This is a genomic window from Bradyrhizobium sp. WSM4874, assembly GCF_055811835.1.
Map to the genome: position 1 here is coordinate 116950 of NZ_JBVVPR010000010.1, position 23317 is coordinate 140266.

The window sequence follows — 23317 nt, forward strand, 5'->3', positions numbered from 1 at the left end:
TTCCGCGCACGTGGAAAACCCCCGACCGCGGCCCCATATAGGGATCAATCCCTGTTAAGAAGGCTCCCCTTTCACCACCCCGCGGTGCCAACGTGGGGCAAATGATTCGCATGACCGAGCCGAGCAAGATCACGTCCCAAAGCGTCCCCGACCACCAACCCGCAGCCGGCGGCATCGCCGCGCGTGCGCGGGCCTCGGTAGGCCCGCAATACCTGTCCGGGCTCAATCCGGAGCAGCGCGAGGCTGTGGAGACGCTGGACGGCCCGGTTCTGGTGCTGGCCGGCGCCGGCACCGGGAAGACCCGCGTGCTGACCACGCGCATCGCCCATATCCTGAGCCAGGGCCGCGCCCGCCCCTCCGAGATCCTGTCGGTGACCTTCACCAACAAGGCCGCGCGCGAGATGAAGCACCGGCTCGGCCAGATGCTCGGCCATGCGGTCGAAGGCATGCCGTGGCTCGGCACCTTCCACTCCATCGGCGGACGCATCCTGCGCACCCATGCCGAGCTGGCGCAGCTCAAGTCGAATTTCACCGTGCTCGACGTCGACGATCAGGTGCGGCTCCTGAAGCAGCTCCTGCAAGCCGACAACATCGACGACAAGCGCTGGCCCGCGCGCATGCTGGCCGGCCTGATCGACGGCTGGAAGAACCGCGGCCTGACGCCGTCGCAGGTGCCCTCGGGCGAAGCCGCCGTCTTCGCCAACGGCAAGGGCGGCAAGCTCTATGCGAGCTATCAGGAGCGGCTGAAGATCCTGAACGCCGCCGATTTCGGCGATCTGCTGCTCGAGGATATCCGCATCTTCCGCGAGCACCCGGATATCCTGCGGCAGTACCAGCAGCGCTTCAAATTCATTCTGGTCGATGAGTACCAAGACACCAACGTCGCGCAGTATCTGTGGCTGCGGCTGCTGTCGCAGGCGCCGTCGAAGCCAACCTCGCCCACTGTCATTCCGGGGCGGCTCGAAGAGCCGAACCCGGAATCCGGAGATGAGTCCTCGGCTCCAGATTCCGGGGCGCCTTCGGCGCATCCCGGAATGACGGCTGTCCCTGTAGGCCCCACCAAAAACATCTGCTGCGTCGGCGATGACGACCAGTCGATCTATGGCTGGCGCGGCGCGGAGGTCGACAACATCCTGCGCTTCGACCATGATTTCCCCGGCGCCAAGGTCATCCGCCTCGAGCGCAACTACCGCTCGACCGGCCACATCCTCGCCGCCGCCTCGCACCTGATCGCGCACAACGAGGGCCGGCTCGGCAAGACGCTGCGCACCGAGGACCATGACGGCGAGAAGGTCACGGTCACAGGCTCCTGGGATTCGGAAGAGGAAGCCCGCGGCATCGGCGAGGAGATCGAGCAGATCCAGCGCCAGGGCGACAAGCTCAACGAGATCGCGATCCTGGTGCGCGCCTCCTACCAGATGCGCGAGTTCGAGGACCGTTTCGTCACGCTCGGCCTGCCCTATCGCGTCATCGGCGGCCCGCGCTTCTACGAGCGCGCCGAAATCCGCGATGCGCTGGCTTATCTGCGCGTCATCAATTCACCGGCCGACGATCTCGCCTTCGAGCGCATCGTCAACACGCCCAAGCGCGGCCTGGGCGATGCCACCGTGCAGATGCTGCACGATCACGCCCGCAAGCGCCGCATTCCGCTGTTCGAGGCGGCGCGCGCGGTGGTCGAGACCGATGAGCTGAAGCCGAAGGCGCGCGGCTCCTTGCGCGACGTCGTCGCCCAGTTCGACCGCTGGCGCGCCCAGCGCGAGGTCACGTCGCACACTGATCTGGCCCAGATCGTGCTCGACGAGAGCGGCTACACCGAGATGTGGCAGAAGGACCGCTCGGCGGACGCCGCGGGTCGGCTCGAAAACCTCAAGGAGCTGGTGCGCTCGATGGAGGAGTTCGAGAATCTGCAAGGGTTTTTGGAGCACATCTCGCTGGTGATGGACCGCGACAGCGGCGCCGATGAGGACGCGGTGTCGCTGATGACGCTGCATTCGGCCAAGGGGCTGGAATTCGACAACGTGTTCCTGCCCGGCTGGGAGGAAGGCCTGTTTCCGAGCCAGCGCACGCTGGACGAACAGGGCCGCGCCGGCCTCGAGGAAGAGCGCCGGCTCGGCCATGTCGGCCTAACCCGCGCCCGCCGCCGCGCCAAAATCTATTTTGCCACCAACCGCCGGATCCATGGCACCTGGTCGACCACGATCCCGTCGCGCTTCCTCGACGAACTGCCGGCGGCCAATGTCGAGATCACGGAATCCAAGGGCGGCTCGGCCTGGGGCGGCACCGGCGGCTACGGGGCCTCCCGCTTCGACGACATGGAAGCGTTCGGCTCCACCTATTCGACCCCCGGCTGGCAGCGCGCCCAGGCCAATCGCAATCGCGGCGGGGGCGGCGGCGGCAATGGCGGCCGCGGCAGCTTCGAGGAACAGGCCTCGTCGTTTTCGTCCCAGTCGTCCTCGCCCGATTTCGGCAGCTTCTCCTCGCGCCGCCGCGGGCCCCTGACGATCGAGGGCGAGCTGGTGGCCAAATCCACCGGCACGACCTCGGAGTTCTCCCTCTCCGACCGGGTCTTCCACCAGAAATTCGGCTATGGCCGCGTCACCAAGATCGACGGCAACAAGCTCACCATCGCCTTCGACAAGGCGGGGGAAAAGAAGGTCGTGGACAGTTTTGTGCAGCGGACGTGAGGCCCCTGCCCTGTGTGGCGGTGGCGTTACGCTGCCGTTTCTTCCTTCTACGCCCCTTGACCACCGCGAACTTCCCCGTATCAGATGCGGCCATGGTCCGGGGCTCCATCACACTGATCGTACTGGCATTGGTCATGCCGTCGCTTGCAGCGGCGGAGACCGTGAGCTTTGGCGATTCGATCGGGATGCTGGCGAAAAGTTGCGGTGCGGAAATCGTCGCCAATTGCCGCGGCGTCAACCCGGATTCGACCCGCCTGAAGGAGTGCCTGTCGCGCAACCGCGACGTGCTCTCACAGCAGTGCCAGAGCGACTATCTCGGCGCCTTCGATGCCATCCAGAAGCGCGTCGCCGCCCGGGTCACGGTGGCGAACGCCTGCCAGCGCGAGATCGTCAAGGTCTGCGGCGGCTCGACCAAGGAGACCAGCAAGGCGGTCCCCTGCCTGGTCTCGACGCCCAAAGGCATCAGCAACAACTGCCTGAAGGCCGTCGACGACGCGGGGTATCGGTGATGCCGGCGAACAGGCTTTTCACCGCCGGAATATCCATCGCGCTCGGCCTCGCTTTGCTCGCGGGCGCAGCCCAAGCGCAGACGGCGCCGCCGACCCGCGACGACATCGTCGGCAAGCTCAACCATTTCGAACAGCCCGCCGAGATCGATCTTCCCGCGCTGAAGCTGCAGGTGATGGAGCGGGCCAAGGCCAGGATCAAGAACGATCCGGGTCCGGTGAACCGGCCGCTGATCGCGCCCGATCTGGTCAATTTGCCGACCTTCACCGCGCAGATTCAGTTCGACGCCGACACGCCGATCATCCAGCCGGCGTCCTACCAGACCGTCGGCCGCCTCGCCGACGCGCTGGTCCATGCTTCACTGCTGCCCTACACGTTCCTGATCGTCGGCCATGTCGAATCCAACGCGAAGACGCGCGAGGCCAACGCCATCCTGAGCCAGCGCCGGGCGGACGCGATTCGCGACGTGCTGGTGAACACGTTCAAGATCTCGACCAAGCGGTTGCATCCGATCGGCCTCGGCGAGGAGCAGTTTCTCGATCGGGCCAGGCCAAGCTCGGCCGTCAACGGCCAGTTGCAAATCGCGACCTACGCCAAGGTACCGGAGGAAGCGCCTGCGCATCCGGCTGCGACACCTGCGCCTGCGGCGAAAAAGCCCGCCAAGAAGCGCTGAGCGGACGCGCCGCGGCGCCCGACGGAACCCTTTGAAGTCCCGATCGTTTTGTGACTTGTCTCACAGCGCAACAGCGCGGTTTCGCGCGACAATCGCGCCGGTTTGTGCACCGCCCTATCAGGTGCTATAGGCTTTTTTCGCCCTTCCCGACCCCATGCTGCACGAGACCGAGATGGCCAGTTATTTTCAACGCCAGCTGGCCGACTACGTCGAATATCATCGCGATCCCTGGAACTGCGCGATGCACGTGGTCGGCATTCTCCTGCTCTTCACCGGCGCCGTGCTGCCGCTGACGCTGGTGCATTTCCCGCTGTTCGGGATCGAGGTGAGCCTGGCCGTGATTCTTGCCCTGCCGGTGCTGGTCTACTGGCTGATGCTGGACGCCGGGATCGGGCTCGGCATCCTCGCCTCGATGATCGTGCTGCTTTCGGTCGCAACCGCGATCGGCAATCAGGTCTCGATCGTCATGATGTGGTCGATTTTTGCGGTGCTGATCGGACTTGGCGTCGCTTCGCAGATCGTCGGCCACAAGGTTTTCGAGGAGCGGCAGCCGTCGATGGTCGACCACCCCACGCATTTTCTGCTTGGACCGATGTTTGTCATGGCAAAATTATTCATTGCATTGGGCTTCCGTCGCGACCTTGCCGCGATTCTGGCGCCTGTTCCGACCAATTCCCTTTCAACCCGATAGCTCTAGACGCGAAACAGCAAACCTTCTGCATGGCTCTCGTACTGGTTACCGGTGGCAGCGGCTTCATCGGACATCATCTCGTAGAAGCGCTCCGCGCCCGTGGGCAGCGGGTGCGTGTGCTCGATGTCCGTGCGCCGGCCACGCCGTATGCCGACGTTGAATATGCCCATGGCTCGGTGCTGGACGGCGCCGCGGTCGATGCCGCGATCGCGGGTGTCGATCAGGTCTATCACCTCGCCGGCCTGCCCGGCATGTGGGTCGCCGACAAGCAAGCCTTTCACGACGTCAATTGCCGCGGCACCGAGATCGTGCTCGCGGCCGCGATGAAGCGCGGCATCTCGCGCTTCCTGCACTGCTCGACAGAATCGATCCTGTTCCCCTATTCCGACCTCAACGGTGTTCCCGCCGAAGAGGCGCTCCAGCCGGCCGATGCGATGCCGGGCGCTTACACGCGGTCGAAATCGCTGGCCGAGCATTGCGCCGCGAAGGCCGCGGCTGAAGGTTTTCCGCTGGTGATCGGCACACCGACGATGCCGATCGGTGCGGCCGATCATAATCTGACGCCGCCGACCGCGATGCTGTGGTACTTCCTGCAGAAGAAGGTGCAGCCGCATCTCGACTTCCCGGTCAATCTCGTCGACGTCCGCGACGTTGCCATGGGCCTCGTGCTGACCATGGAACGCGGGCGTAACGGCCAGCGCTACATCCTCGGCGGCGACTGCGTCAGGCTCGGCCAGATTCTGCGGATGATGTCCGCGATGAGCGGCCGCCGGCAATTCCCGGTCGTCGTTCCCGGCAAGATGGCCGAGTTGTCGGGCATCATGCTCGAATATCTATCCGATCACGTCACGCGCAGGCCGCCCAACGGCACCGCCGAGGGCGTGCGCATCGCGCTCGCCGCGAGCGACCTCTCGATCGGCAAGGCGCGCACCGAACTCGGCTACGCGCCGCGCCCGATCGAGCCGGTCCTGCGCGAAACCATCACCCATCTTCTCGCCCGCGGCGGCGCGCTTGCCTCCGGCGCCATCGAGCATCACGCGCTCTCCTCGCGCGCCAGCTGAGCTGCCGCCCAACCCAAAGAACCTTTCCGCATGTCCTTCGATTTCAGCAAGCTTCTCTCTGTCGCCTGGGGTGGTTGGACCACGACCTGGCCGACGCAACTGCTCGCCCTGATCTGGCTCGCCTGGCTCGCAAGCTGGGTCGGCGCCTCGTTCTGGCAGGGCCGCACCCAGAAGCAGGTGATGACGCTGGAGTCCGGCCGCTATCGCATCCCGATCCTGGTCGGCGGCATCCTGTTCACGCCCTGGACCGCCGAGGTGCTCGGCGAGAAGCCGCTCTGGGTGTTCAGCAATACAGCCGTCTATGTCGTGGCGCTGATCGTGCTGGCCGGCATCTCCTTCACCTGGTGGGGTCGGCTGCATCTCGGACAGTTCTGGTCCAACACCATCACTCACAAGCAAGACCACCGCGTCATCGACACGGGTCCGTACGGCATCGTGCGTCATCCGATCTACACCGGCCTGATCCTCGGCATGCTGGTGACCGGCATCGCGGTCGGCACCGTGACTGCGATGCTCGGCGCGATCCTGATCTCGCTCGGGATGTGGCAGAAGGGCCGGATGGAAGAAGTGTTCCTGTCCAAGGAGCTCGGCGAAGACGCCTACGGCGCCTATTGCCGCCGCGTGCCGATGATCATTCCGTTCCTGTCGCCGCGCTGAGGGCGCGGGGAACGCGCCCCACATTCGATGTCGTCCCGGCGGAGGCCGGGACCCATAACCACAGGCTGCGGTTTGGCGAAGACTCGTCGCTTCGGTACTTCTGCCATCTGCAAACGATGGATTCCGCGGTATGGGTCCCGGCCCCCGTGCGCAGTTGCGCACTAGGCCGGGACGACAGCCAGAGGAACTGCCCTCCCTCCAGCCCGTTAGCCCTCGATACCTGCCACACACCGCAGAGCATCGAGCCATGTCCGACGCCTACGATTATTTCCGCGAGCACGCGATCGCCGCCGTCCGCAAGGCGCGGGCGCTGCCGCCCGGGCGGCCGAAGCAGAAGCAGCGCACGGTCGCGCGAGTCTATCATCTCCTCTCCAGAGAGGCGGCGCTGGCGCCGAACATCCACCAGCTGGATGACTTTCGCGCAGCGCGCCGGGCGGAGCGGCAGATCGGCCGCTGATCTCCGGGCCTAGCCTGTCGGCATTCGTCCCATGCAAATTCGAACGGCTGCCATTCCACGGGAATAGAGCCCCGCGGCCCGTCGCACAGGTTGACGTCGGCCCCGTCAGCCCGTTGGATGCGCGCGCAAACAGGGGCCTCTCATGACTTTTTCCAGCATCTTTGCGCAGTTCGTTGCGCTTCTCGGCGGCATCGCGCTGCAATGGCGAAAGCTGTCGGGCACCGTGCCTGCGCCGGCCTGGGGCCAATCGCCCGCGATTCCCGAAGCAAAGCCGCAGGGCGCCATCCCGACACTGAAGATGCCGACGGCGCGGGGCTGGAGCGAAGGACAGAAGCCGACGGTCGCACCCGGGCTCAAGGTCAATGCGTTCGCGACCGGCCTCGACCATCCGCGCTGGATCGAGGTACTGCCCAATGGCGACGTGCTGATCGCGGAGGCAACGCAGATCGCGGGGGCCCCGAGGTCGGTGTTTCATTACGCGATGCAGGCGACGATGCGGCGCGCAGCCGCGCTCGGCGTCAGCGCCAACCGCGTCACGCTTCTGCGCGACAAGGATGGCGATGGCGTCGCGGAGTATCGCGGCGCGTTCATGGAAAATCTCAGCCAGCCGTTCGGCATGGCGCTGGTCGGCGACACCTTCTATGTCGGCAACACCGACGGTGTGATGGCCTTCCCGTACGTGGCGAATGCCGATTGCATCACCGCGCCGGGCAAGCGCCTCACCAATTTCAAGCCGAGCGGCCACTGGACCCGCAGCCTGCTCGCAAGCCCCGACGGCAAAAAGCTCTATGCCGGCGTCGGCTCGCTCAGCAACATCGCCGAGATGGGCATGGAGGTCGAGGAAGGCCGCGCCGCGGTCTACGAGCTCGACCTCGTCGCCGGCACGCACCGCATCTTCGGCGCCGGCCTGCGCAACCCGGTCGGTCTCGCCTGGGAGCCGAACACCAACGTGCTCTGGACGGTCGTCAACGAGCGCGACGGCCTCGGCGACGAAACGCCGCCGGACTATCTGACCTCGGTGCGCGATGGCGGCTTCTACGGCTGGCCCTATTGCTACTGGGGCAAGACCGTGGACGACCGCGTGCCGCAGGATCCGGCGATGGTCGCCAAGGCGCTCACGCCGGACTATGCGCTCGGCGGCCATACCGCCTCGCTCGGTCTGTGCTGGATGCCCGCGGGCACGCTGCCGGGCTTCCCGGACGGCATGGCGATCGGCCAGCACGGCTCGTGGAATCGCAGCAAGCTGTCCGGCTACAAACTGGTGTTCATCCCGTTCGAGAACGGCAAGCCCTCGGGTCCGGGTCGCGACATCCTGTCGGGTTTCCTGGCGCCGGACGAAAAGGAATCCTACGGCCGTCCGGTCGGCGTCGCGATCGGTCCCGACAAGAAGTCGCTGTTGATGGCCGACGACGTCGGCAACGTGATCTGGCGCGTGACGGGCGCGTAACGGTCACGTTCCAATACTGAGCGTGGCGCGCTGCTTGCGGAGCAGAGCGATCACGGAGAGCGCCGTGATCAATCCGGTCTTGGGATTTTCGGACGGGATATTCTCGATCGACATCGAGAAGCGCGCGGAATCCGCCTCGACCTCGATGCGATGAACATTGCGCGTCACGGTCGGGTCGGCCCAGATCTGCACCTGGGTGCGATCCGGCCCGACGCCCGCGAGCGACAGCGCGACCGCGACGTTGAGATTGGCCGGAAAGCCTTTCGCAGCCTCCCGCGCGGTGCCTTCGAACAGCTTGAGCGGCTCGCGCAGATTGTCGATATCGATGTTGTTCTGGACGATGAACGGCGCGCCCTTCAAGCCGTCGATCGGCTTGCGCGTGACCATCTTCACCGAGTGAATTGTGCCGATCGCGGCGGCGTTGACGGCGTCGAGCCCGATCAGCGCGCCGGTCGGCACGAGGATGCGGCCGCCATTGGCGCGGGCGAGATCGACAAGATCGAAATTGTCGAGCAGCCCGCCGACGCTGACGACGACCGCGGCCTTGCCGCGTTTCACCGCGGGCTCGACGATCGCGCGCAGTTGGCTGCTCGGCGCGCATTCGACCACGATGTCGGCGGCGTCGCCGAGCTGGTCGAGCGGCAGTACGGATGGCGGACGACGCAGGCTGGCGAGCAATTTCTGATGCTTTGCGGGATCGCGCACCGCCACGGCAGAGAGCGTCAATCCCTCGATGCCCTGATCGAGCGCCGTGGCGATTTTGGTGCCGATCGAGCCGAGCCCCGCGATGGCAACCCGCAATTGGTTCGAAGCTCTCGGTTCAATCATCGCATCACTCCTCTCGCCCAGCCGATGTCATAGCGCCTCAGGCGTCGCGCGCATAGCTGCGCAGACGCGTCTCGAGCACGGACAGCATTGCGTCACGGGCCGGATCACGCGAGCCGCGCAGCCATGCGGCAGCGAGCGGCAGCCGGCCGACGGGCCCGATCTGCCTGGGCCGCAGCGGCACGAAGCGCACGCCTGATGCCGCCATCCGCGTGGACCAGCGCGGCACGATCGCGACCCCGAGCCTGGTTGCGACGAGATTGATGATGGTCTGCTTCTCGTCGGCGACCTGCACGATACGCGGCGTGAGGCCCGCCTGCTCGAAAAGTCTCATCGTGAGGTCGTGGCTGTGCGGCCGCGAGCGGCGGTCCGGCACCAGCATCGCCTCCTCGGCGATCTCCGCCAGCGTGATCGACATGCGTTTGGCCAGCGCGTGGCGCTGCGGGAAGGCCACGATGGCTGTCTCCTGCAGCAGATCGCGGAAGTCGAGCCGCTTGTCCCGCTGAGCCGGTGGACGCACGAAGGCAAGATCGAGCGCGCCGGTCAGTATCTTTGGCAGCAGCCGGACGGTCTTCTCCTCCAGAAGCTGCACCGCGATCTCAGGATGCATTGCGCGGAAGTCGCGTAGCAAGGCCGGCAACATTCCCGCCGCAGCACTGTCGATGGCGCCGACCCGGAGTTTTCGAGCAGCCCCCGCGCGCGAGCGATTGCGCAGATTGCTCTCGACCGCCTCGACGCGGGCGAGGATGGCACGGGCATCGCGCAGCAGCGTCGCGCCATCTTCCGTCAGCGATACCGCACGCGTCGTCCGCGCGAACAGCCGCGTGTCCAGATCCTGCTCCAGCAGCTTGATCTGGCGGCCGAGTGCGGAGGGCAGCATCTGGAGATGCTGCGCCGCGCGGCCGAAATGCAACTGCTCGGCAGCCGCCACGAAGCATCGCAACTGATGCAATTCCATTCGCGGTCCTCTGATCCTGTAACGGGATTATATCATTTTTTTGTATAAACCACCGCCTATTGAGTGCCTCCCCCGCTGCCGCCTAAGCTCGCTAGCGTCACGCAGTCCCACCGACATCTGGACGGAGCATCCTCATGCGCACCCACTCGATTGCAGCGATCCCCGCCGACGGCATCGGCCCCGAGGTGATCTCCGCCGGCATTCGCGTGCTGGAGGCGCTGGCCAAACGCAGCGGCGACCTTGCCTTCAACATCAAGACGTTCGACTGGGGCTCGGACTACTACAAGAAGCACGGCGTCATGATGCCAGCCGACGGCCTTGCTGAGCTCAAGAAATTCGACGCGATCTATTTCGGCGCGGTCGGTGCGCCCGACGTGCCCGACCACATCACCCTGTGGGGCCTGCGGCTGCCGATCTGCCAGGGCTTTGACCAATACGCCAATGTGCGGCCGACCAAGATCTTGCCGGGCGTCGCCTCGCCGCTGCGCAATGTCGGCGTCGGCGACCTCGACTGGGTGATCGTGCGCGAGAATTCCGAGGGCGAGTATGCCGGCATGGGTGGCCGCGCCCACAGGGGTCTCCCGGAAGAGGTCGGCACCGAGGTCGCAGTGTTCACCCGCGTTGGCGTCACGCGGATCATGCGCTATGCATTCGAGCTCGCGCAGTCGCGCCCGCGCAAGTTCCTGACCGTGGTGACCAAGTCGAACGCGCAGCGCCATGGCATGGTGATGTGGGACGAGATCGCCGCCGAGGTCGCGGCCGAATTCCCCGATGTGACCTGGGACAAGATGCTGGTCGACGCCATGACGGTGCGCATGACGCTGCATCCGAAGAGCCTCGACACCATTGTCGCGACCAATTTGCACGCCGACATCCTCTCCGACCTCGCGGGCGCGCTGGCGGGAAGCCTCGGCGTCGCGCCGACCGCCAATATCGATCCGCAGCGCCGCTTCCCCTCGATGTTCGAGCCGATCCACGGCTCGGCCTTCGACATCACCGGCAAGGGCATTGCGAACCCCGTCGCGACGTTCTGGACCGGCGCACAGATGCTGGAGCATCTCGGCGAGAAAGACGCGGCGGTGCGGTTGATGGCGGCGGTGGAGCGCGTCTGCGCAGCCGGCGTGCTGACGCCCGATGTCGGCGGCACGGCGACGACGAAGGACGTGACGGATGCCGTGATCGAGGCGATCCACGGATCGAACGTCTAGTCGAGGTGCGTCTCCTCCCTCCCCCGCTCTGCGGGAGAGGGTTGGCGCGGGAAGCGCCAGGGATTCCAAAAAATTTTGGACCCCTCTTGAAACCAAAACAGGCTTTTTTTATTTTTCCGCTGCCGCCGAGAGGTGGCGTTCCCGACGCCTGGTGGGTCGGGAAGCTGAGACGGGCACCGGTCGTGTCCGGTGTCGTTCGTATCCATTTTGCTCCTTGGAGGATCTGGCTATGCGCACTTACGACTTCTCCCCCTTGTGGCGTTCGACCGTTGGCTTCGACCGCCTTTTCGACCTCGTTGAAACGGCACAGCGTGCCGGCGAGGACAACTATCCCCCCTACAACATCGAGCGCGTCGGCGAGGATCGCTACCAGATTTCGCTGGCGATTGCGGGCTTTGCACCCAACGAGGTCACGGTGACTGCCGAGCAGAACGCGGTGACCGTCGAGGGAAACAAGCCGGACCGAACCGAACGCGAATATCTCTACCGGGGCATTTCCGCGCGGCCGTTCAAGCGGCAGTTTAACCTGGCCGATTATGTTCAGGTGCACAGCGCCTCGTTCGAGAACGGTCTGCTCAAGATCGAACTGGTCCGGGAAATCCCTGAAGCCATGAAGCCGCGGCGAATTGCCATCAATGCCGCGCCGTCCGGCAACGTGCATCAACTCGAAGGCAAAGCCGCCTGAATTCGGTCTGTCGGAGACCTGCGTGATCCCGTCCGAACGTCGGGCGGGATCGACCATGGCCTTCGACCGCGTACCCGAATGCAAGTCAGAGGTTTAGAGAAAGGAGGAGGACCTCTCATGCTCGATCATGTCGACAACATCATCGATCTGAACGCAATACTGCACCCTGGCTCTGTCTATGATCATCCCCGCGACGTCCTAGCCGACCTAACTCTGTCGATCGGCGAGAAGCGCGCGATCCTCGCGTCCTGGGCTTCGGACGCAGCCAGTGTCGCCTCGAGTCCGACATTGCGGGAGCTGCCCGGCTCGGGCAAGGCCGTCACGATCGACGAAATTCTGGAAGCGCTCGCGAGCCTCGACCACCATCCGAAGGGACCTCCGGGCGGCAAGCCGGTCCGCACGCGATCCGTCGAGCGAACCGGCCTCGCAGCCTAGGCAAACACAGCTCAACGGGGATTGCGATGATGGTCGATGAAGAGCTGGCCTTGTTGCGCGGCCACCGCAGCAACATCAGCCGCTATCAGCGGTTGCTCAAGACCGAGCTGACCGAATTCGAACGGCGGTTCATCGAGAGACGTGTGTCGGAGGAGCGCTCGGCGATCGAGAAGCTCGCCGTCTCCGCCTTTCCGCTCACCTTTCAGGCTCCGAACCGGGCGATGGGAAACGCAACCACGCGCCTGACGCCAAGCAGCCACGGGTGATCGACATGCCCGAACAGCTCCCGACCTTCGAAGTGTTCCTGAAGAAATGCGGTCGAAGGACATGGCGGTGGCGTGTCTGCACGACGGAAGGACGCCTGGTCATGCACGGCTACGAAAATGGCCGACCTGCCGCTAAATATGCGGCTGAAAGGGCGTTGTTTCTGATGCTTCTCGCCGCGCCCTATCGCCCGGCGGGCCAGGCTTCCGCCACGGCTCGCTCCTCATTGGCGGCACCCGCATCAGGATGGGTGCCGCGGCACAAGATGCGTGAATGACAGCTGCCGCGAGGGATGGTGCCTGGCAGCAGCCAAGCTCCATCCCGGCCATCTCCGTTGCCGGCCGCTTACCGCCGTGCGGGCGGTGGGGTTGCCATGGCGGCTGTCGGCTCCGGCGGTGTCAGGTGGCGCGGGACGATGATGGACTGGCCGGGGGTGAGCGTTGCGTTCTCCGGCAGCGAATTGCTCTGCGCCAGCGACCACAGCGGCACGCGATTGGCTGCCGCGATGCTCTCCATGGTATCGCCGCGGCGCACCTGTAGCCGCACGCCACTGTCCCACAATTCGACGAGCGTATTCGCCGGCACGAGATAGCGCAGCGGCACGGCATCGACCTGCGTCTGGGGCGGGATGCGCGGCAGCTGCGTGACCATGTCGACGATCTGACGGTGGATGTCGTCGGACTTCTCGATGTTGATGTGGCTGACCCGCGCGTTCTCCTTCAGGTCGTAGCTCGCATAGTGACCGCGATAGCCTGGCACCGCGACCACGTTGCCGCCGCCGAGCACGCTGTCGGAGAGGTAGATGTTGATGAAGCGCTCGACATTGAGCGGCACGTCGCCGGTCGCATGCGCGGGATCGATGGTGATGACGAGGCTGATCGGAACGTTCTCCTTGGCCGCCATCTCGGAGATGACGATCGAGCACAGCCCGCCCATCGAATGCCCGATCAGCACGATCGGCGCCGGCGTTTCCTTGTAGCTGGAGATGGCGCGGTCGCCGATCCATCGGCAGATGGTGAATTCATAGACGTTGGCCGAAAAGCCGGCCTGCGTCAGCTTCTCTTCGAGCCGGTCCATACCGGTGGAGAAGAACGGCCCCATGGCGCCACGGAACAGGTAGATTTTCGGCGGCGGCAATGGCTCGAACGGTGGGGGCGGTGGCGCTGCGGGTGCGGCCGCCGTGGGCTTCGTCTTGGCAGGTGAGGCAACGGCCGTCCCCGTGCCCAAGGCGAGCAGCGCAACGGCTGCCAGCGCGAGGAGTCGCCTCAAATCGATCATCAGTCCAGCAGTCCCACTCCGGGAGGCTGCAGCCTCCCCCAAAGGCGCTTAGTGACGGCCGATTGGGTGGAATTTGGGGCACGGAACCGGGGCTCGATCCGGGCTCATTCCAGCATCTTGAGGCCCAATCACTGCATGCTCTTGAGCCTGCTGCGGTGCGCGGCCTGTTTCGCACGGTTGCCGCAGACCGCCATGATGCACCATCGCCGCGCGCGCCTGCGCGTGTGGTCGGCGAACAGCATGGTGCAGTTGTGCCCCTCGCATGCCTTGACGTTCGAAAAGTCCTCGTCGCAAACGAACTTCGCCATGGCTTCGCCAACCGGCAGCAATAGCGCTTCCGGCGATCGCCAGCGCCGCTTCATTCGCAGTCCCAAAGCGCCGCCATCGTCATGCCCGGGCTCGATCCGGCTGAACGCTTCGTCGCGCTCCAGCAGGCTGTTCAATGGACCGAGCTCGCGCAATGCATCTGCCGTGAGCGGCCGGCCTGCATGCTTGCGCACGAACCCCCTGAACCATTCGCGCAAGGCGCGCGCTTCATCCGCGACCTTGTCCAGCTCGTCGGGCGTGGCGCGCGCCGTCAGCGTGTGCAGATCATCTGTCGGCACCAGCTTCGCCTGCGCCAGCCAGTCGATCAGGCCATCGCCATCGTCGATCCAGTCCATTGGCGTATCGACCGGCGTCGCCACCGAATTGAGGAAGTCTAGGCCGAGCGAGTCGGCGATGAACATGGCAGGCGGGCGGTCCATGAGCGGTCCTTGGCCGGTCGGGAGAACATGGACGTAGATAACCAGTTAAAACGCCATTGACAAGTTACGATAGCTGCAGGTAACCTCTTAAACAGCTTTTATGAGGTTACGTCCAATGGAGAATGTCATGGCTTCAATCACTTACAGCAGCGCGGATGTCGACGGATTCAAGGTGGCCTATCGCGAGGCCGGCACTGTCGGCGCGCCAAAACTCCTGCTGCTGCACGGCTTCCCGAGCGCAGGCCACATGTTTCGTGACCTCATTCCGTTGCTTGCGGACAGGTTCCATATCGTAGCGCCCGACCTTCCGGGCTTCGGCCAATCCGACATGCCTTCGCGCGAAAGCTTCCGTTACACGTTCGACAATTTCGCACGCGTGATCGAACGCTTCACCGAAGTGATCGGCTTCGACCGGTTCGCGGTCTACGTCTTCGACTACGGCGCGCCGACAGGTTTCCGGCTTGCGCTCAGTCACCCCGAGCGGATCACGGCGATCATCTCGCAGAACGGCAACGCCTATGTGGATGGCCTGAGTGAGGGCTGGACACCGATCAGGGCCTATTGGCAGGATCCGTCGCCCGCCAATCGCGATGCGCTGCGCGCCTTCCTCACGCCGGAAGCGACGCGCTGGCAGTACACGCATGGGGTCCCCGATCCGACGACCGTGTCACCGGACGGGCAAAATCTCGACAATTTCTACCTTGCGCGCCCGGGCGCGGACGACGTGCAGCTCGATCTTATGGGCGACTACAAGAGCAACGTCGCGCTCTATCCCGCCTTCCAGGAGTATTTCCGCAAGCACAAGCCGCCGTTCCTCGCGGTCTGGGGCAAGAACGATCCATTCTTCATTCCGCCCGGCGCCAAGGCATTCAAGCGCGACAATCCGAACGCCCAGGTGCAGTTCTTTGACACCGGTCATTTCGCGCTGGAGACGCACGCGAAGGAGATCGCGGATTCCATTCGCGCCTTCCTGACGTAGCGGGGGGCTGTCCGCCGCGACGTTTACGCCGCCAGGCTCTGCTGATCGCGGAATGCGCTGATGGCCATGTGGACGAGATGCAGCTTGCCTTTGACCGCCGGCGATATGTCGAACGGGTATGCGTCGCTCATCCCGAGCGAGCGGTTGAGTTCGTTGATGCTACGAGCAAGCGGCATCCACAGGGCCAGGAGCGCCTCGAAGTCGCTCTCGAGATAGGGATCTGTCAGGGTCTGGCGGGCGCGCTCGTCCAGCGACAACGGCAAACCTGCCAGCGAGTCGAGCGTCGACACGATATGCAGGAAATGCGCGAACGTTTCCGCCCAATCTTCCCAGGGATGGGACGTGGCGTATTCGCTGATGAAGCCGCTTCGGTCGTATGAACGATCGGCGCGGCTGTAATAGGTGTTGATCGCGGCCTGGTAGTCCTGCGCCTGGTCACCGAAGATCAGCTTGAACGGAGCCTGGAATGTCGTGCCGTCAACGAGCAGGTCCCAATAGAAGTGACCGATCTCGTGCCGGAAATGCCCGAGCAACGTGCGGTACGGCTCCCGGAATGCGACACGGCGAGATTCTCGCTCGACATCGTCGGCCTCCGCAAGGTTGAGCGTGATCAGGCCCGAGAGATGCCCGGTCAGGATCGGTCTGACCTCGTCCGAGAGAATGTCGAACGCCAATTGTTCGCCGGTGCGCGATGCGAGAGGAAGCCTGAGGCGACCGAGATCATAGAGAAGGCGGCGCTTGGCTTCCTCCATGCGGCGCCAGAGCATGATGTTTCTGGTGCTGCCGAGGTTTGGAATCGTGCGCGTGAGGCGGCACGAGCCGCAATACCAGTCCGCGCCCTCGACACACCAGTTGCAGCCGATGATCTCGCGATTCCGGCAAGCTTGATGGGATGCAAGTTTCGTCATCTCGATGCGCGAGGAATCGAACGCCAGCTCGGTGCTGCAATTCGCGCACGCGACGTGCTCGAACGAGACAGGATGGCGGCATGACGGGCACTGAAAAAACTTCACGTGGACTGGCCCCAGACAGACGGCACACCGGAAAACCGGCCTGTCAATTCGAGGAACTCTTAACTCTTGCGACCGTCGCTGTTGCCGGCGAGCAGCGCACGCTGCGTTCGGAGCGCGTGCTGCCTCAACAGGCCGGCTCGCGTCGCGCTCAACTGGCTCGATTGCGGCTGCGGCTTTTTCTCAAGGACATTTTCGGAAACAGGTCGACCGGCCCACGCCCGCTCGGGCTGAACCGCCATGGGGCCGACGTTTCGTTTTCTTGTCATGGTGTGACAACACCAGATCGGGTGCCGAGTTCCCTTCCTCCGACCGGCAGGTGCTCAAGCGTTGTCTTGTGCAGAAGTCTGGCTGGCGCAGATACGACAATGCCGCCGTCGGCATGACGGCGGCATTGTCAATTCAGCGCCTTGCGGCGAAGGGCTTAATTCCGGGGAGCCGTTGCCGCCGCCGAACGCGCCGGCCTGGGCGCGCCGGGTTCGGCAACCGGAGCCGGTGCGCGCGAGCGCATGATTGCGGCGTCGATCTCGGCAATCACGCGGCGCTGGATCGCCTCGTTCTTGTCGATCGAGATGTGGCCGACGCCGGAGCCGCGGACGTCGACATTGTCGAGCTTGCCGCGAAACCCGTCCGCGCGCTTCACCGGCTCGCCGGGGCCGTCGCCGATATAGATGTTGATGTAGCGTTCAGCGCCGGTCGACAGCTTGGTCTTGAACACGGAGTCGAGCCCGACCGCGAGTTTCACGGGAACGCCAAGACGGTTGAGCTTGGCGATCATGTCCGGCAGCGCGGTCGCGCCGGAGGAGTGCCCGACTAGCACGATGGTCTTGAGCCGGCCGGCCTTGTAGGCGGCAGCCGCCTCGTCCGCGAGCGAGGACCAGGACACGAAATTCGCGACGGTCACCGGGATGCCCTGCGCCTGGAGGCGGGCGCCGATCGTGTCGAGCCCGAGCGAGAAGATGTTGAGCACGCCGCGGAGCAGGTAGACATGCGTGGTCGCGACCGCAGCCTGGCTCGGCGCCGCCTTGGCGGCGGTCGGGCTGATGGCAACAGCTGACAGCAGAAGCAGGCCCATCGCCCACGCACGGAGGGCGGACAACTGGCTGGCGCCGGCGGTATGACGGCCGTTCGGTCTCATCGATCTTTTCCCTGGGAGTATGCTTCGATCGGAATCGTAGCCATGGCCTGCTCGCAGACGCAACAAAGAGCCGCGTGAACGACGATCTTAGCGGCGAGCCGTGACCATCGCGCAACACTTGCCCGAAACCTGCCACCGAAGGGTCCGTTTTGAGGCCATTTTTCTCCCGCTGATTGCAGCCGCGCAAGGGCCTTCCTATCTCAGGGCTCCGCTGACCCGCCCCTCCCGGCTGGTTCCAGCCTCCCTCCCCAGCCTTTGCCCCTCAGACTTGCGGCCATCATGTCCTCCATCATTTCCGTCGCCAATTTGTCGAAGACCTATGGGTCCGGCTTCAAGGCGCTCAAGAACGTCAATCTCGACATCAAGCGCGGCGAAATCTTCGCGTTGCTCGGCCCCAACGGCGCCGGCAAGACCACGCTGATCTCGATCATCTGCGGCATCGCCAATCCGAGCGAAGGCAAGGTCCTCGTCGGCGGCGAGAACATCCAGACCTCCTATCGCAAGGCGCGCTCGCTGATCGGGCTGGTGCCGCAGGAATTGCACACCGATGCCTTCGAGAGCGTGTGGGCGACCGTGAGCTTCTCCCGCGGGCTGTTCGGCAAGCCGAAGAACCCCGATCATATCGAGAAGGTGCTGAAGGACCTCTCGCTGTGGGACAAGAAGGACAGCAAGATCATCACGCTCTCCGGCGGCATGAAGCGCCGCGTGATGATCGCCAAAGCGCTGTCGCACGAGCCGCAGATCCTGTTCCTGGACGAGCCGACCGCCGGCGTCGATGTCGAGTTGCGCAAGGGCATGTGGGAGGTGGTGCGCACGCTTCAGCAATCCGGTGTCACCATCATCCTGACCACGCATTACATCGAGGAAGCCGAGGAGATGGCCGACCGCATCGGCGTCATCAACAAGGGCGAGATCGTGCTGGTCGAGGACAAGGCCACCTTGATGCAGAAGCTGGGCAAGAAGCGGCTGACGCTGCATCTGCAAGGCAAGCTCGATGCGCTGCCGGAGAGTCTTGGCCATTACGAGCTCGACCTCTGTGACGGCGGCGCGACGCTGGTCTACGACTACGACACCAAGGGCGAGCGCACCGGCATCACCAGCCTGCTCGGCGACCTTCGCACCGCCGGCATCCGTTTCAACGATCTCGACACGACGCAATCGTCGCTCGAGGACATCTTCGTCGATCTCGTGAGGGCGTCATGAACTACCGGGCTGTCCGCGCCATCTACCTGTTCGAAATGGCGCGCACTTGGCGCACGCTGCTGCAAAGCATCGTCTCGCCGGTGGTCTCGACCTCGTTGTATTTCGTGGTGTTCGGCGCCGCGATCGGCTCGCGCATCAGCCAGGTCGAGGGCGTCAGCTATGGCACCTTCATCGTGCCGGGCCTGATCATGCTCTCGGTGCTGACGCAGAGCATCGCAAACGCCTCGTTCGGCATCTACTTCCCGAAATTCACCGGCACGATCTACGAGATCCTGTCGGCGCCGATCTCCTATTTCGAAATCGTGCTCGGCTATGTCGGCGCGGCCGCGACCAAATCGATCATCCTCGGCCTGATCATCCTCGCCACGGCCGGCCTGTTCGTGCCGCTGCACATCCATCATCCGGTCTGGATGCTGGCCTTCCTGGTGCTGACGGCGGTAACGTTCAGCCTGTTCGGCTTTATCATCGGCATCTGGGCCGACGGGTTCGAAAAGCTGCAGATGATCCCGATGCTGGTGGTGACGCCGCTGACCTTCCTCGGCGGCAGCTTCTATTCCATCGACATGCTGCCGCCCGCCTGGCGCACGGTGGCGCTGCTCAATCCGGTCGTCTATCTGATCTCCGGCTTCCGCTGGAGCTTCTACGAGATCGCGGACGTCAGCATGGCCGTCAGCATCGGCATGACCACGGCGTTCCTGGTGATCTGTCTGGTCGCGATCTGGTGGATTTTCCGCACGGGGTATCGGTTGAAGAACTGATCCTGGCCGTCATTCCGGGGGCACTGGTGCGCCCCGGAATCGCCGAAGGGTTACCGATAACAGTGGAAGCGGTTGTACCCGTCGTAATAGCCGCGGCAGCGACGGTGGCCGCGATGGGGAATGCCGAACACCCCCTCGACCGCGCCGACGGCACCGCCGACACCGGCGCCGACCGCGCCACCCACCACGCCGCCCACGGGGCCGGCGATCCGGTTGCCTTCATAAGAACCCTCCTGGGCGCCCCGAACGATGCCTTGGGCATGGCCAGGCTGTGGGATGCAGGACAGCGCGGCCAGAACGGCGGCGCCAGCGAAGAGCAGGCGGAAAGGCAGACCAGCCGGCCGTGAAGCGGCGGCGGCACAAACTCTGTTCATCTTCATTCCCAAAGGTAAAACCAGCGGCGGAGGTCGCCAGCCAAGGCAGGTCAATCGCAACGCCGATGCAGCCAAATGGTTGCGCCAATGTGACCAATTGTCGGCGTTGTGAACGCATCTCCCGCTCGCGAAAATGTCAGCACCGCCGCTGGCTTTGCGGCACAAAGCGGCCTTGCTTACGCCGGGCGTCCCGTTAACGATGGGCTGGCAGGCCGCTGGAACGAAAGCCGGATTGCAGGCATAGTGCACGCCGGGGAACGGAGAGCCGCGGCGCCTAGTGTGAACAGGCCGGAGGCCAGAAGTCAGATGCGTTCGTTTTTTATTGCTTTCACCTCCCTGATGCTTTTGAGCGCGGGCACCGCGCAGGCCAAGGTCGAGATCACCGTCGACAAGGACAATCAGCAGATGACCGTCGCCGTCGACGGCGTCGCGCGCTACCACTGGCCGGTGTCGACAGGCATCCCCTCGCGGGAGACGCCGAACGGCGCGTTCCGCACCTTCCGCATGGAAGAGGATCACTACTCCAAGGAATTCGACGACGCGCCGATGCCGCACGCGATCTTCTTTACCAAGGTCGGGCACGCCATCCATGGCACCGACTCGGTCGGCCGGCTCGGCACCCCCGCCTCGCATGGCTGCGTGCGACTGTCGCGCCAGAATGCCACGACGCTCTACGCGCTGGTGCAGCAGCAGGGCGTGCTCAACACCACGGTAACGCTGACCGGCTCGGCGCAGGTGGCGCTGGCGCGCAATCCGCGTGGCCGCAACCCCACCGCAGTGGCCCGCGCGCCGCAGCCCGCCGAAGAGCAATACGCCACATCAGGCGATCCCGTGAACCTGGCGCCTCAGGCCGCGCCTGCCCGCCGCTACATGCCGCAGGACGACAACTACATCTATCCAGCCGACGGCAGCGACACCGGCGCGCGCTACCCCGCCCCGCGCGGGAGCCGCCCGATCTATGACGCGCAGGTCTATCAGCAGCAGCCGCAGCAATATTACAATCAGGGCAACGGCACCTACTATCAGCCGCAGCCCCGGCAGGTTTACCAGCCGCGTGGCTATTACTACCAGAACTGACCCTATCTGGGACGCGGCGTTGCCGCGCCAGCGAATCAGAAAGCCGCTGCGGCGACGGGCGCTTGCCGCAGTGGAGCGCAGGAAATAGCGCCAGCCGGTACACGGATTGGGCACCGGCCGACGCAAGGAAGCAACAGTCCACAACCTTCAACGCAGCGGCGTTCCGACCAAATTGACAACCAGGGGGGCGCCCGTATTGTCGTTCCCATTGTTTCTGGGGCATGACATGACACGCGAGCAGATTTCGGATTTCTGCGTTACCGCCCTGGCAAATATCCTGCGCATTTCGAAGGACCGCGTCGACATCGGCACGAAGTTCAGCCGCCTCGGGCTCGATTCGGCGATGCTGGTCTACCTGATGATGGAGCTCGAGGAGAAGCTCGACCTCGAACTATCGACCGACGACTTCTACGACCATCCGACCGTTGAGGCGCTGTCGCGATTTCTCGCCGACAAGCGCGCAATCCGCCCCGCCGCCTGAGGGCGGCTGAAGCCGGCGCAACCCATGGAAACCTTCCGCTCGCTCGTGGCACTGCTGGCCCGGCGTGCAGAGGAGCAGGCCGACGACCGCGCCTATGTCTTCGTCTCTGATCGCGGGGCGGAGGAAGCTGTCCTCACCTTCCGCCAACTGCATCACTCCGCATCCGCGCTCGCGTCGCGACTGACTGCGGCTGCGCGTCCGGGCGACCGCGCCATCCTGGTGTTTCCGCCCGGCATCGAATTCATGGTGGCGTTCTTCGGCTGTCTGATGGCCGGCATCATCGCCGTGCCGATGATGATGCCGCGGCGAAACAGCGCGCGCGACGCCAGCGCCACGATACTCGCCAATTGCACGCCGACGCTGGCACTCACCAATTCGGCCATCGCGCTCCGTGGGGATCTGCGGGCACGCTTCACGCAGGAGAACATTCGATGGATCGAGGTCGATCTCGCCGCGGCCGACGGCGAGACGATCGAACTACCCGAGCCGGCGCGGGACGACATCGCCTTCCTGCAATACACCTCCGGCTCGACGTCCGCGCCCAAGGGCGTGATGGTGAGCCACGCCAATCTGCTTGCCAATCTCGAGATGATCCGGCTCGGGCTCGGCAACACCCGGCAATCGACTTACGTCAATTGGGTGCCGCTCTATCACGACATGGGGCTGATCCTGAACGCGCTGCAGGCGCTCTATGTCGGGGCGACCTGCGTGTTGATGGCGCCGAACGCGTTCATGCAGCGGCCGCTCGGCTGGCTGCGCGCGATCTCGCATTATCGCGCGGAAGTGGCGTGCAGCCCGAATTTCGGCTTCGACCTCTGCGTCAGCCGCTATCGCGCCGACCAGATGGAAGGCATCGATCTGTCCTCGCTCAGGATCGCGCTGAACGGCGCAGAGCCGGTGCATGCGGAAACCATCGAACGGTTCGCCCAGACATTTGCGCCGCACGGCTTCGACCCGCGCGCGATCTATCCCGCCTACGGAATGGCGGAAGCGACGCTCCTGATTTCCGGCGGACGCCGCGGCGGCGGTCATGTCACACGCAGCCTGAGCCGCACGGCGCTTCAGGCGCACGCGGCGGAAGCGCCTTCCAGCGCCGAAGACACGCAGATCGTCGTCGGCTGCGGGCGCGCGCTCACCGGCGAACAGATCGCGATCGTGGACAATCGGACGCGCCTGCCCGCGGGCCGCGTCGGCGAGATATGGGTGAACGGGGCCAATGTCGCACGCGCCTATTGGCGCAACGACGAGGCGACGCGCGAGGGGCTCAATGCGCAGCTTGCCGGCGAAGACGGGGCGTGGCTGCGCACCGGCGACCTCGGCTTCATCGACGTCACAGGCGAATTGTTCGTCACGGGACGGATCAAGGACCTCATCGTCGTCCGCGGCATCAACCATTATCCCCAGGACGTCGAGCGCACGGTGCAGTCCCTCGACCAAGCTTTGCGCGAAAACTGCGGCGCGGCGTTCTCGGTGCCGGACGAGACCGGCGACGAGGCGCTCGTCATCGTCCAGGAAATCGAGCGCACCGCGCGCCACTCGATCGACACCGAAGCGATCAAGGGCCGGATTCGCGAGGCCGTCACCGACAACCACGAACTCTCCGCGCGCCACATCGCGCTGATCCGGCCCGGCACCCTGCCGAAGACCACCAGCGGCAAGATCCAGCGCAAGCTGGCGCGCAAGCTCTGGCTCGATGGCGGTTTCGACCAGCTCGGCTGAGA

At 64.7% G+C, this 23317-nt stretch carries 26 protein-coding genes; 19 read left to right on the forward strand and 7 right to left on the reverse strand.

What is annotated here, in order from left to right; all coding sequences use genetic code 11:
- The first annotated feature begins 101 nt into the window (after window positions 1–101).
- The 8 genes from AC0L3P_RS13255 to AC0L3P_RS13290 all read left to right on the forward strand — a co-directional run bounded on the left by AC0L3P_RS13255 (window position 102) and on the right by AC0L3P_RS13290 (window position 8177).
- Entirely contained in the window at window positions 102–2684 is a 2583-nt protein-coding gene (locus AC0L3P_RS13255) for an ATP-dependent helicase (RefSeq protein WP_473302182.1), read from the forward strand.
- Window positions 2685–2776: 92 nt separating this feature from the next.
- Complete coding sequence (locus AC0L3P_RS13260; protein ID WP_473302183.1) at window positions 2777–3193, forward strand: hypothetical protein; 417 nt, start codon at window positions 2777–2779, stop codon at window positions 3191–3193.
- Window positions 3193–3864 (forward strand): OmpA family protein, encoded by a 672-nt coding sequence (locus tag AC0L3P_RS13265; protein WP_275173413.1) that lies wholly within the window; start codon window positions 3193–3195, stop codon window positions 3862–3864. Before AC0L3P_RS13260 ends, AC0L3P_RS13265 begins: the two co-directional genes overlap by 1 nt.
- Before the next feature lie 154 nt (window positions 3865–4018).
- Window positions 4019–4555, forward strand: coding sequence for an Mpo1 family 2-hydroxy fatty acid dioxygenase (locus AC0L3P_RS13270; RefSeq protein WP_354060588.1), 537 nt, complete (start codon window positions 4019–4021; stop codon window positions 4553–4555).
- A gap of 29 nt (window positions 4556–4584) precedes the next feature.
- Window positions 4585–5616, forward strand: a complete 1032-nt coding sequence (locus tag AC0L3P_RS13275; RefSeq protein ID WP_354257684.1) for an NAD-dependent epimerase/dehydratase family protein — start codon at window positions 4585–4587, stop codon at window positions 5614–5616.
- Window positions 5617–5646: 30 nt separating this feature from the next.
- The gene (locus tag AC0L3P_RS13280) at window positions 5647–6273 is read left to right on the forward strand and encodes a methyltransferase family protein (protein WP_007600907.1); all 627 of its coding nucleotides are present in this window, start codon (window positions 5647–5649) and stop codon (window positions 6271–6273) included.
- Between the two features lie 247 nt (window positions 6274–6520).
- Entirely contained in the window at window positions 6521–6730 is a 210-nt protein-coding gene (locus tag AC0L3P_RS13285) for a hypothetical protein (RefSeq protein WP_275173407.1), read from the forward strand.
- A 142-nt stretch (window positions 6731–6872) separates the two neighbouring features.
- Window positions 6873–8177, forward strand: coding sequence for a PQQ-dependent sugar dehydrogenase (locus tag AC0L3P_RS13290; protein WP_354205378.1), 1305 nt, complete (start codon window positions 6873–6875; stop codon window positions 8175–8177).
- 3 nt (window positions 8178–8180) lie between these two features.
- On the opposite strand, the gene AC0L3P_RS13295 is transcribed toward AC0L3P_RS13290, so the two are convergent.
- Window positions 8181–9005 carry an aspartate dehydrogenase gene (locus tag AC0L3P_RS13295; RefSeq protein WP_354205376.1) on the reverse strand — a complete coding sequence of 275 codons (825 nt, stop codon included), beginning with the start codon at window positions 9003–9005 and terminating at the stop codon, window positions 8181–8183.
- A gap of 37 nt (window positions 9006–9042) precedes the next feature.
- Window positions 9043–9960, reverse strand: coding sequence for a LysR substrate-binding domain-containing protein (locus AC0L3P_RS13300; protein ID WP_473302184.1), 918 nt, complete (start codon window positions 9958–9960; stop codon window positions 9043–9045).
- Window positions 9961–10094: 134 nt separating this feature from the next.
- On the opposite strand from AC0L3P_RS13300, the gene AC0L3P_RS13305 reads away from it, so the two are divergent.
- The 5 genes from AC0L3P_RS13305 (at window position 10095) to AC0L3P_RS13325 (ending at window position 12829) form a co-directional block, all read left to right on the forward strand.
- A complete protein-coding gene (locus AC0L3P_RS13305; RefSeq protein ID WP_473302185.1) occupies window positions 10095–11168 on the forward strand; it encodes a tartrate dehydrogenase in 1074 nt (357 codons plus the stop codon).
- Window positions 11169–11397: 229 nt separating this feature from the next.
- Window positions 11398–11853, forward strand: coding sequence for a small heat shock protein HspD (gene hspD, locus AC0L3P_RS13310; protein WP_007613480.1), 456 nt, complete (start codon window positions 11398–11400; stop codon window positions 11851–11853).
- A 117-nt stretch (window positions 11854–11970) separates the two neighbouring features.
- The gene (locus AC0L3P_RS13315) at window positions 11971–12288 is read left to right on the forward strand and encodes a hypothetical protein (protein ID WP_473302186.1); all 318 of its coding nucleotides are present in this window, start codon (window positions 11971–11973) and stop codon (window positions 12286–12288) included.
- A gap of 26 nt (window positions 12289–12314) precedes the next feature.
- Window positions 12315–12554, forward strand: a complete 240-nt coding sequence (locus tag AC0L3P_RS13320) for a hypothetical protein (RefSeq protein ID WP_473302187.1) — start codon at window positions 12315–12317, stop codon at window positions 12552–12554.
- Between the two features lie 5 nt (window positions 12555–12559).
- Complete coding sequence (locus AC0L3P_RS13325; protein WP_473302188.1) at window positions 12560–12829, forward strand: hypothetical protein; 270 nt, start codon at window positions 12560–12562, stop codon at window positions 12827–12829.
- Between the two features lie 68 nt (window positions 12830–12897).
- Here AC0L3P_RS13325 and AC0L3P_RS13330 read toward each other — a convergent pair whose 3' ends face one another.
- A complete protein-coding gene (locus AC0L3P_RS13330) occupies window positions 12898–13830 on the reverse strand; it encodes a LysM peptidoglycan-binding domain-containing protein (RefSeq protein WP_473302189.1) in 933 nt (310 codons plus the stop codon).
- A 128-nt stretch (window positions 13831–13958) separates the two neighbouring features.
- The gene (locus AC0L3P_RS13335) at window positions 13959–14576 is read right to left on the reverse strand and encodes a CGNR zinc finger domain-containing protein (RefSeq protein WP_473302190.1); all 618 of its coding nucleotides are present in this window, start codon (window positions 14574–14576) and stop codon (window positions 13959–13961) included.
- A 127-nt stretch (window positions 14577–14703) separates the two neighbouring features.
- On the opposite strand from AC0L3P_RS13335, the gene AC0L3P_RS13340 reads away from it, so the two are divergent.
- Complete coding sequence (locus AC0L3P_RS13340; RefSeq protein ID WP_473302191.1) at window positions 14704–15555, forward strand: alpha/beta fold hydrolase; 852 nt, start codon at window positions 14704–14706, stop codon at window positions 15553–15555.
- Window positions 15556–15578: 23 nt separating this feature from the next.
- On the opposite strand, the gene AC0L3P_RS13345 is transcribed toward AC0L3P_RS13340, so the two are convergent.
- Together AC0L3P_RS13345 and AC0L3P_RS13350 are read right to left on the reverse strand one after the other, a co-directional pair.
- Entirely contained in the window at window positions 15579–16568 is a 990-nt protein-coding gene (locus tag AC0L3P_RS13345) for a zinc-binding metallopeptidase family protein (RefSeq protein ID WP_473302192.1), read from the reverse strand.
- Window positions 16569–16989: 421 nt separating this feature from the next.
- Entirely contained in the window at window positions 16990–17703 is a 714-nt protein-coding gene (locus AC0L3P_RS13350) for a hypothetical protein (RefSeq protein WP_354060560.1), read from the reverse strand.
- A gap of 279 nt (window positions 17704–17982) precedes the next feature.
- On the opposite strand from AC0L3P_RS13350, the gene AC0L3P_RS13355 reads away from it, so the two are divergent.
- Window positions 17983–18906 carry an ABC transporter ATP-binding protein gene (locus AC0L3P_RS13355; protein WP_007600889.1) on the forward strand — a complete coding sequence of 308 codons (924 nt, stop codon included), beginning with the start codon at window positions 17983–17985 and terminating at the stop codon, window positions 18904–18906.
- On the forward strand, window positions 18903–19664 hold the full coding sequence (locus tag AC0L3P_RS13360; protein WP_354060558.1) for an ABC transporter permease: 762 nt from the start codon (window positions 18903–18905) through the stop codon (window positions 19662–19664). The genes AC0L3P_RS13355 and AC0L3P_RS13360 overlap by 4 nt, the downstream gene beginning before the upstream one ends.
- A 50-nt stretch (window positions 19665–19714) precedes the next feature.
- Here the strand turns inward: AC0L3P_RS13360 and AC0L3P_RS13365 are convergent, their stop codons facing one another.
- Window positions 19715–20038, reverse strand: a complete 324-nt coding sequence (locus AC0L3P_RS13365) for a hypothetical protein (RefSeq protein WP_473302193.1) — start codon at window positions 20036–20038, stop codon at window positions 19715–19717.
- Between the two features lie 306 nt (window positions 20039–20344).
- Between AC0L3P_RS13365 and AC0L3P_RS13370 the strand changes: the two genes are divergently transcribed.
- From AC0L3P_RS13370 to AC0L3P_RS13380, 3 genes are all read left to right on the forward strand, one after another.
- The gene (locus tag AC0L3P_RS13370; protein ID WP_354205354.1) at window positions 20345–21115 is read left to right on the forward strand and encodes a L,D-transpeptidase; all 771 of its coding nucleotides are present in this window, start codon (window positions 20345–20347) and stop codon (window positions 21113–21115) included.
- A gap of 226 nt (window positions 21116–21341) precedes the next feature.
- Window positions 21342–21596, forward strand: a complete 255-nt coding sequence (locus AC0L3P_RS13375) for an acyl carrier protein (RefSeq protein ID WP_354060554.1) — start codon at window positions 21342–21344, stop codon at window positions 21594–21596.
- Window positions 21597–21620: 24 nt separating this feature from the next.
- The gene (locus tag AC0L3P_RS13380) at window positions 21621–23315 is read left to right on the forward strand and encodes a fatty acyl-AMP ligase (protein WP_473302194.1); all 1695 of its coding nucleotides are present in this window, start codon (window positions 21621–21623) and stop codon (window positions 23313–23315) included.
- Window positions 23316–23317: the final 2 nt, after the last annotated feature.

What these genes read in the sequence shown, in the direction of transcription:
- AC0L3P_RS13255 (WP_473302182.1), top strand. Translation starts at nt 102, where the DNA reads ATGATTCGCATGACCGAGCCGAGCAAGATCACGTCCCAAAGCGTCCCC.
- AC0L3P_RS13260 (WP_473302183.1), top strand. Translation starts at nt 2,777, where the DNA reads ATGGTCCGGGGCTCCATCACACTGATCGTACTGGCATTGGTCATGCCG.
- AC0L3P_RS13265 (WP_275173413.1), top strand. Translation starts at nt 3,193, where the DNA reads ATGCCGGCGAACAGGCTTTTCACCGCCGGAATATCCATCGCGCTCGGC.
- AC0L3P_RS13270 (WP_354060588.1), top strand. Translation starts at nt 4,019, where the DNA reads ATGCTGCACGAGACCGAGATGGCCAGTTATTTTCAACGCCAGCTGGCC.
- AC0L3P_RS13275 (WP_354257684.1), top strand. Translation starts at nt 4,585, where the DNA reads ATGGCTCTCGTACTGGTTACCGGTGGCAGCGGCTTCATCGGACATCAT.
- AC0L3P_RS13280 (WP_007600907.1), top strand. Translation starts at nt 5,647, where the DNA reads ATGTCCTTCGATTTCAGCAAGCTTCTCTCTGTCGCCTGGGGTGGTTGG.
- AC0L3P_RS13285 (WP_275173407.1), top strand. Translation starts at nt 6,521, where the DNA reads ATGTCCGACGCCTACGATTATTTCCGCGAGCACGCGATCGCCGCCGTC.
- AC0L3P_RS13290 (WP_354205378.1), top strand. Translation starts at nt 6,873, where the DNA reads ATGACTTTTTCCAGCATCTTTGCGCAGTTCGTTGCGCTTCTCGGCGGC.
- AC0L3P_RS13295 (WP_354205376.1), bottom strand. Translation starts at nt 9,005, where the DNA reads ATGATTGAACCGAGAGCTTCGAACCAATTGCGGGTTGCCATCGCGGGG.
- AC0L3P_RS13300 (WP_473302184.1), bottom strand. Translation starts at nt 9,960, where the DNA reads ATGGAATTGCATCAGTTGCGATGCTTCGTGGCGGCTGCCGAGCAGTTG.
- AC0L3P_RS13305 (WP_473302185.1), top strand. Translation starts at nt 10,095, where the DNA reads ATGCGCACCCACTCGATTGCAGCGATCCCCGCCGACGGCATCGGCCCC.
- hspD (WP_007613480.1), top strand. Translation starts at nt 11,398, where the DNA reads ATGCGCACTTACGACTTCTCCCCCTTGTGGCGTTCGACCGTTGGCTTC.
- AC0L3P_RS13315 (WP_473302186.1), top strand. Translation starts at nt 11,971, where the DNA reads ATGCTCGATCATGTCGACAACATCATCGATCTGAACGCAATACTGCAC.
- AC0L3P_RS13320 (WP_473302187.1), top strand. Translation starts at nt 12,315, where the DNA reads ATGATGGTCGATGAAGAGCTGGCCTTGTTGCGCGGCCACCGCAGCAAC.
- AC0L3P_RS13325 (WP_473302188.1), top strand. Translation starts at nt 12,560, where the DNA reads ATGCCCGAACAGCTCCCGACCTTCGAAGTGTTCCTGAAGAAATGCGGT.
- AC0L3P_RS13330 (WP_473302189.1), bottom strand. Translation starts at nt 13,830, where the DNA reads ATGATCGATTTGAGGCGACTCCTCGCGCTGGCAGCCGTTGCGCTGCTC.
- AC0L3P_RS13335 (WP_473302190.1), bottom strand. Translation starts at nt 14,576, where the DNA reads ATGGACCGCCCGCCTGCCATGTTCATCGCCGACTCGCTCGGCCTAGAC.
- AC0L3P_RS13340 (WP_473302191.1), top strand. Translation starts at nt 14,704, where the DNA reads ATGGCTTCAATCACTTACAGCAGCGCGGATGTCGACGGATTCAAGGTG.
- AC0L3P_RS13350 (WP_354060560.1), bottom strand. Translation starts at nt 17,703, where the DNA reads ATGAGACCGAACGGCCGTCATACCGCCGGCGCCAGCCAGTTGTCCGCC.
- AC0L3P_RS13355 (WP_007600889.1), top strand. Translation starts at nt 17,983, where the DNA reads ATGTCCTCCATCATTTCCGTCGCCAATTTGTCGAAGACCTATGGGTCC.
- AC0L3P_RS13360 (WP_354060558.1), top strand. Translation starts at nt 18,903, where the DNA reads ATGAACTACCGGGCTGTCCGCGCCATCTACCTGTTCGAAATGGCGCGC.
- AC0L3P_RS13365 (WP_473302193.1), bottom strand. Translation starts at nt 20,038, where the DNA reads ATGAACAGAGTTTGTGCCGCCGCCGCTTCACGGCCGGCTGGTCTGCCT.
- AC0L3P_RS13370 (WP_354205354.1), top strand. Translation starts at nt 20,345, where the DNA reads ATGCGTTCGTTTTTTATTGCTTTCACCTCCCTGATGCTTTTGAGCGCG.
- AC0L3P_RS13375 (WP_354060554.1), top strand. Translation starts at nt 21,342, where the DNA reads ATGACACGCGAGCAGATTTCGGATTTCTGCGTTACCGCCCTGGCAAAT.
- AC0L3P_RS13380 (WP_473302194.1), top strand. Translation starts at nt 21,621, where the DNA reads ATGGAAACCTTCCGCTCGCTCGTGGCACTGCTGGCCCGGCGTGCAGAG.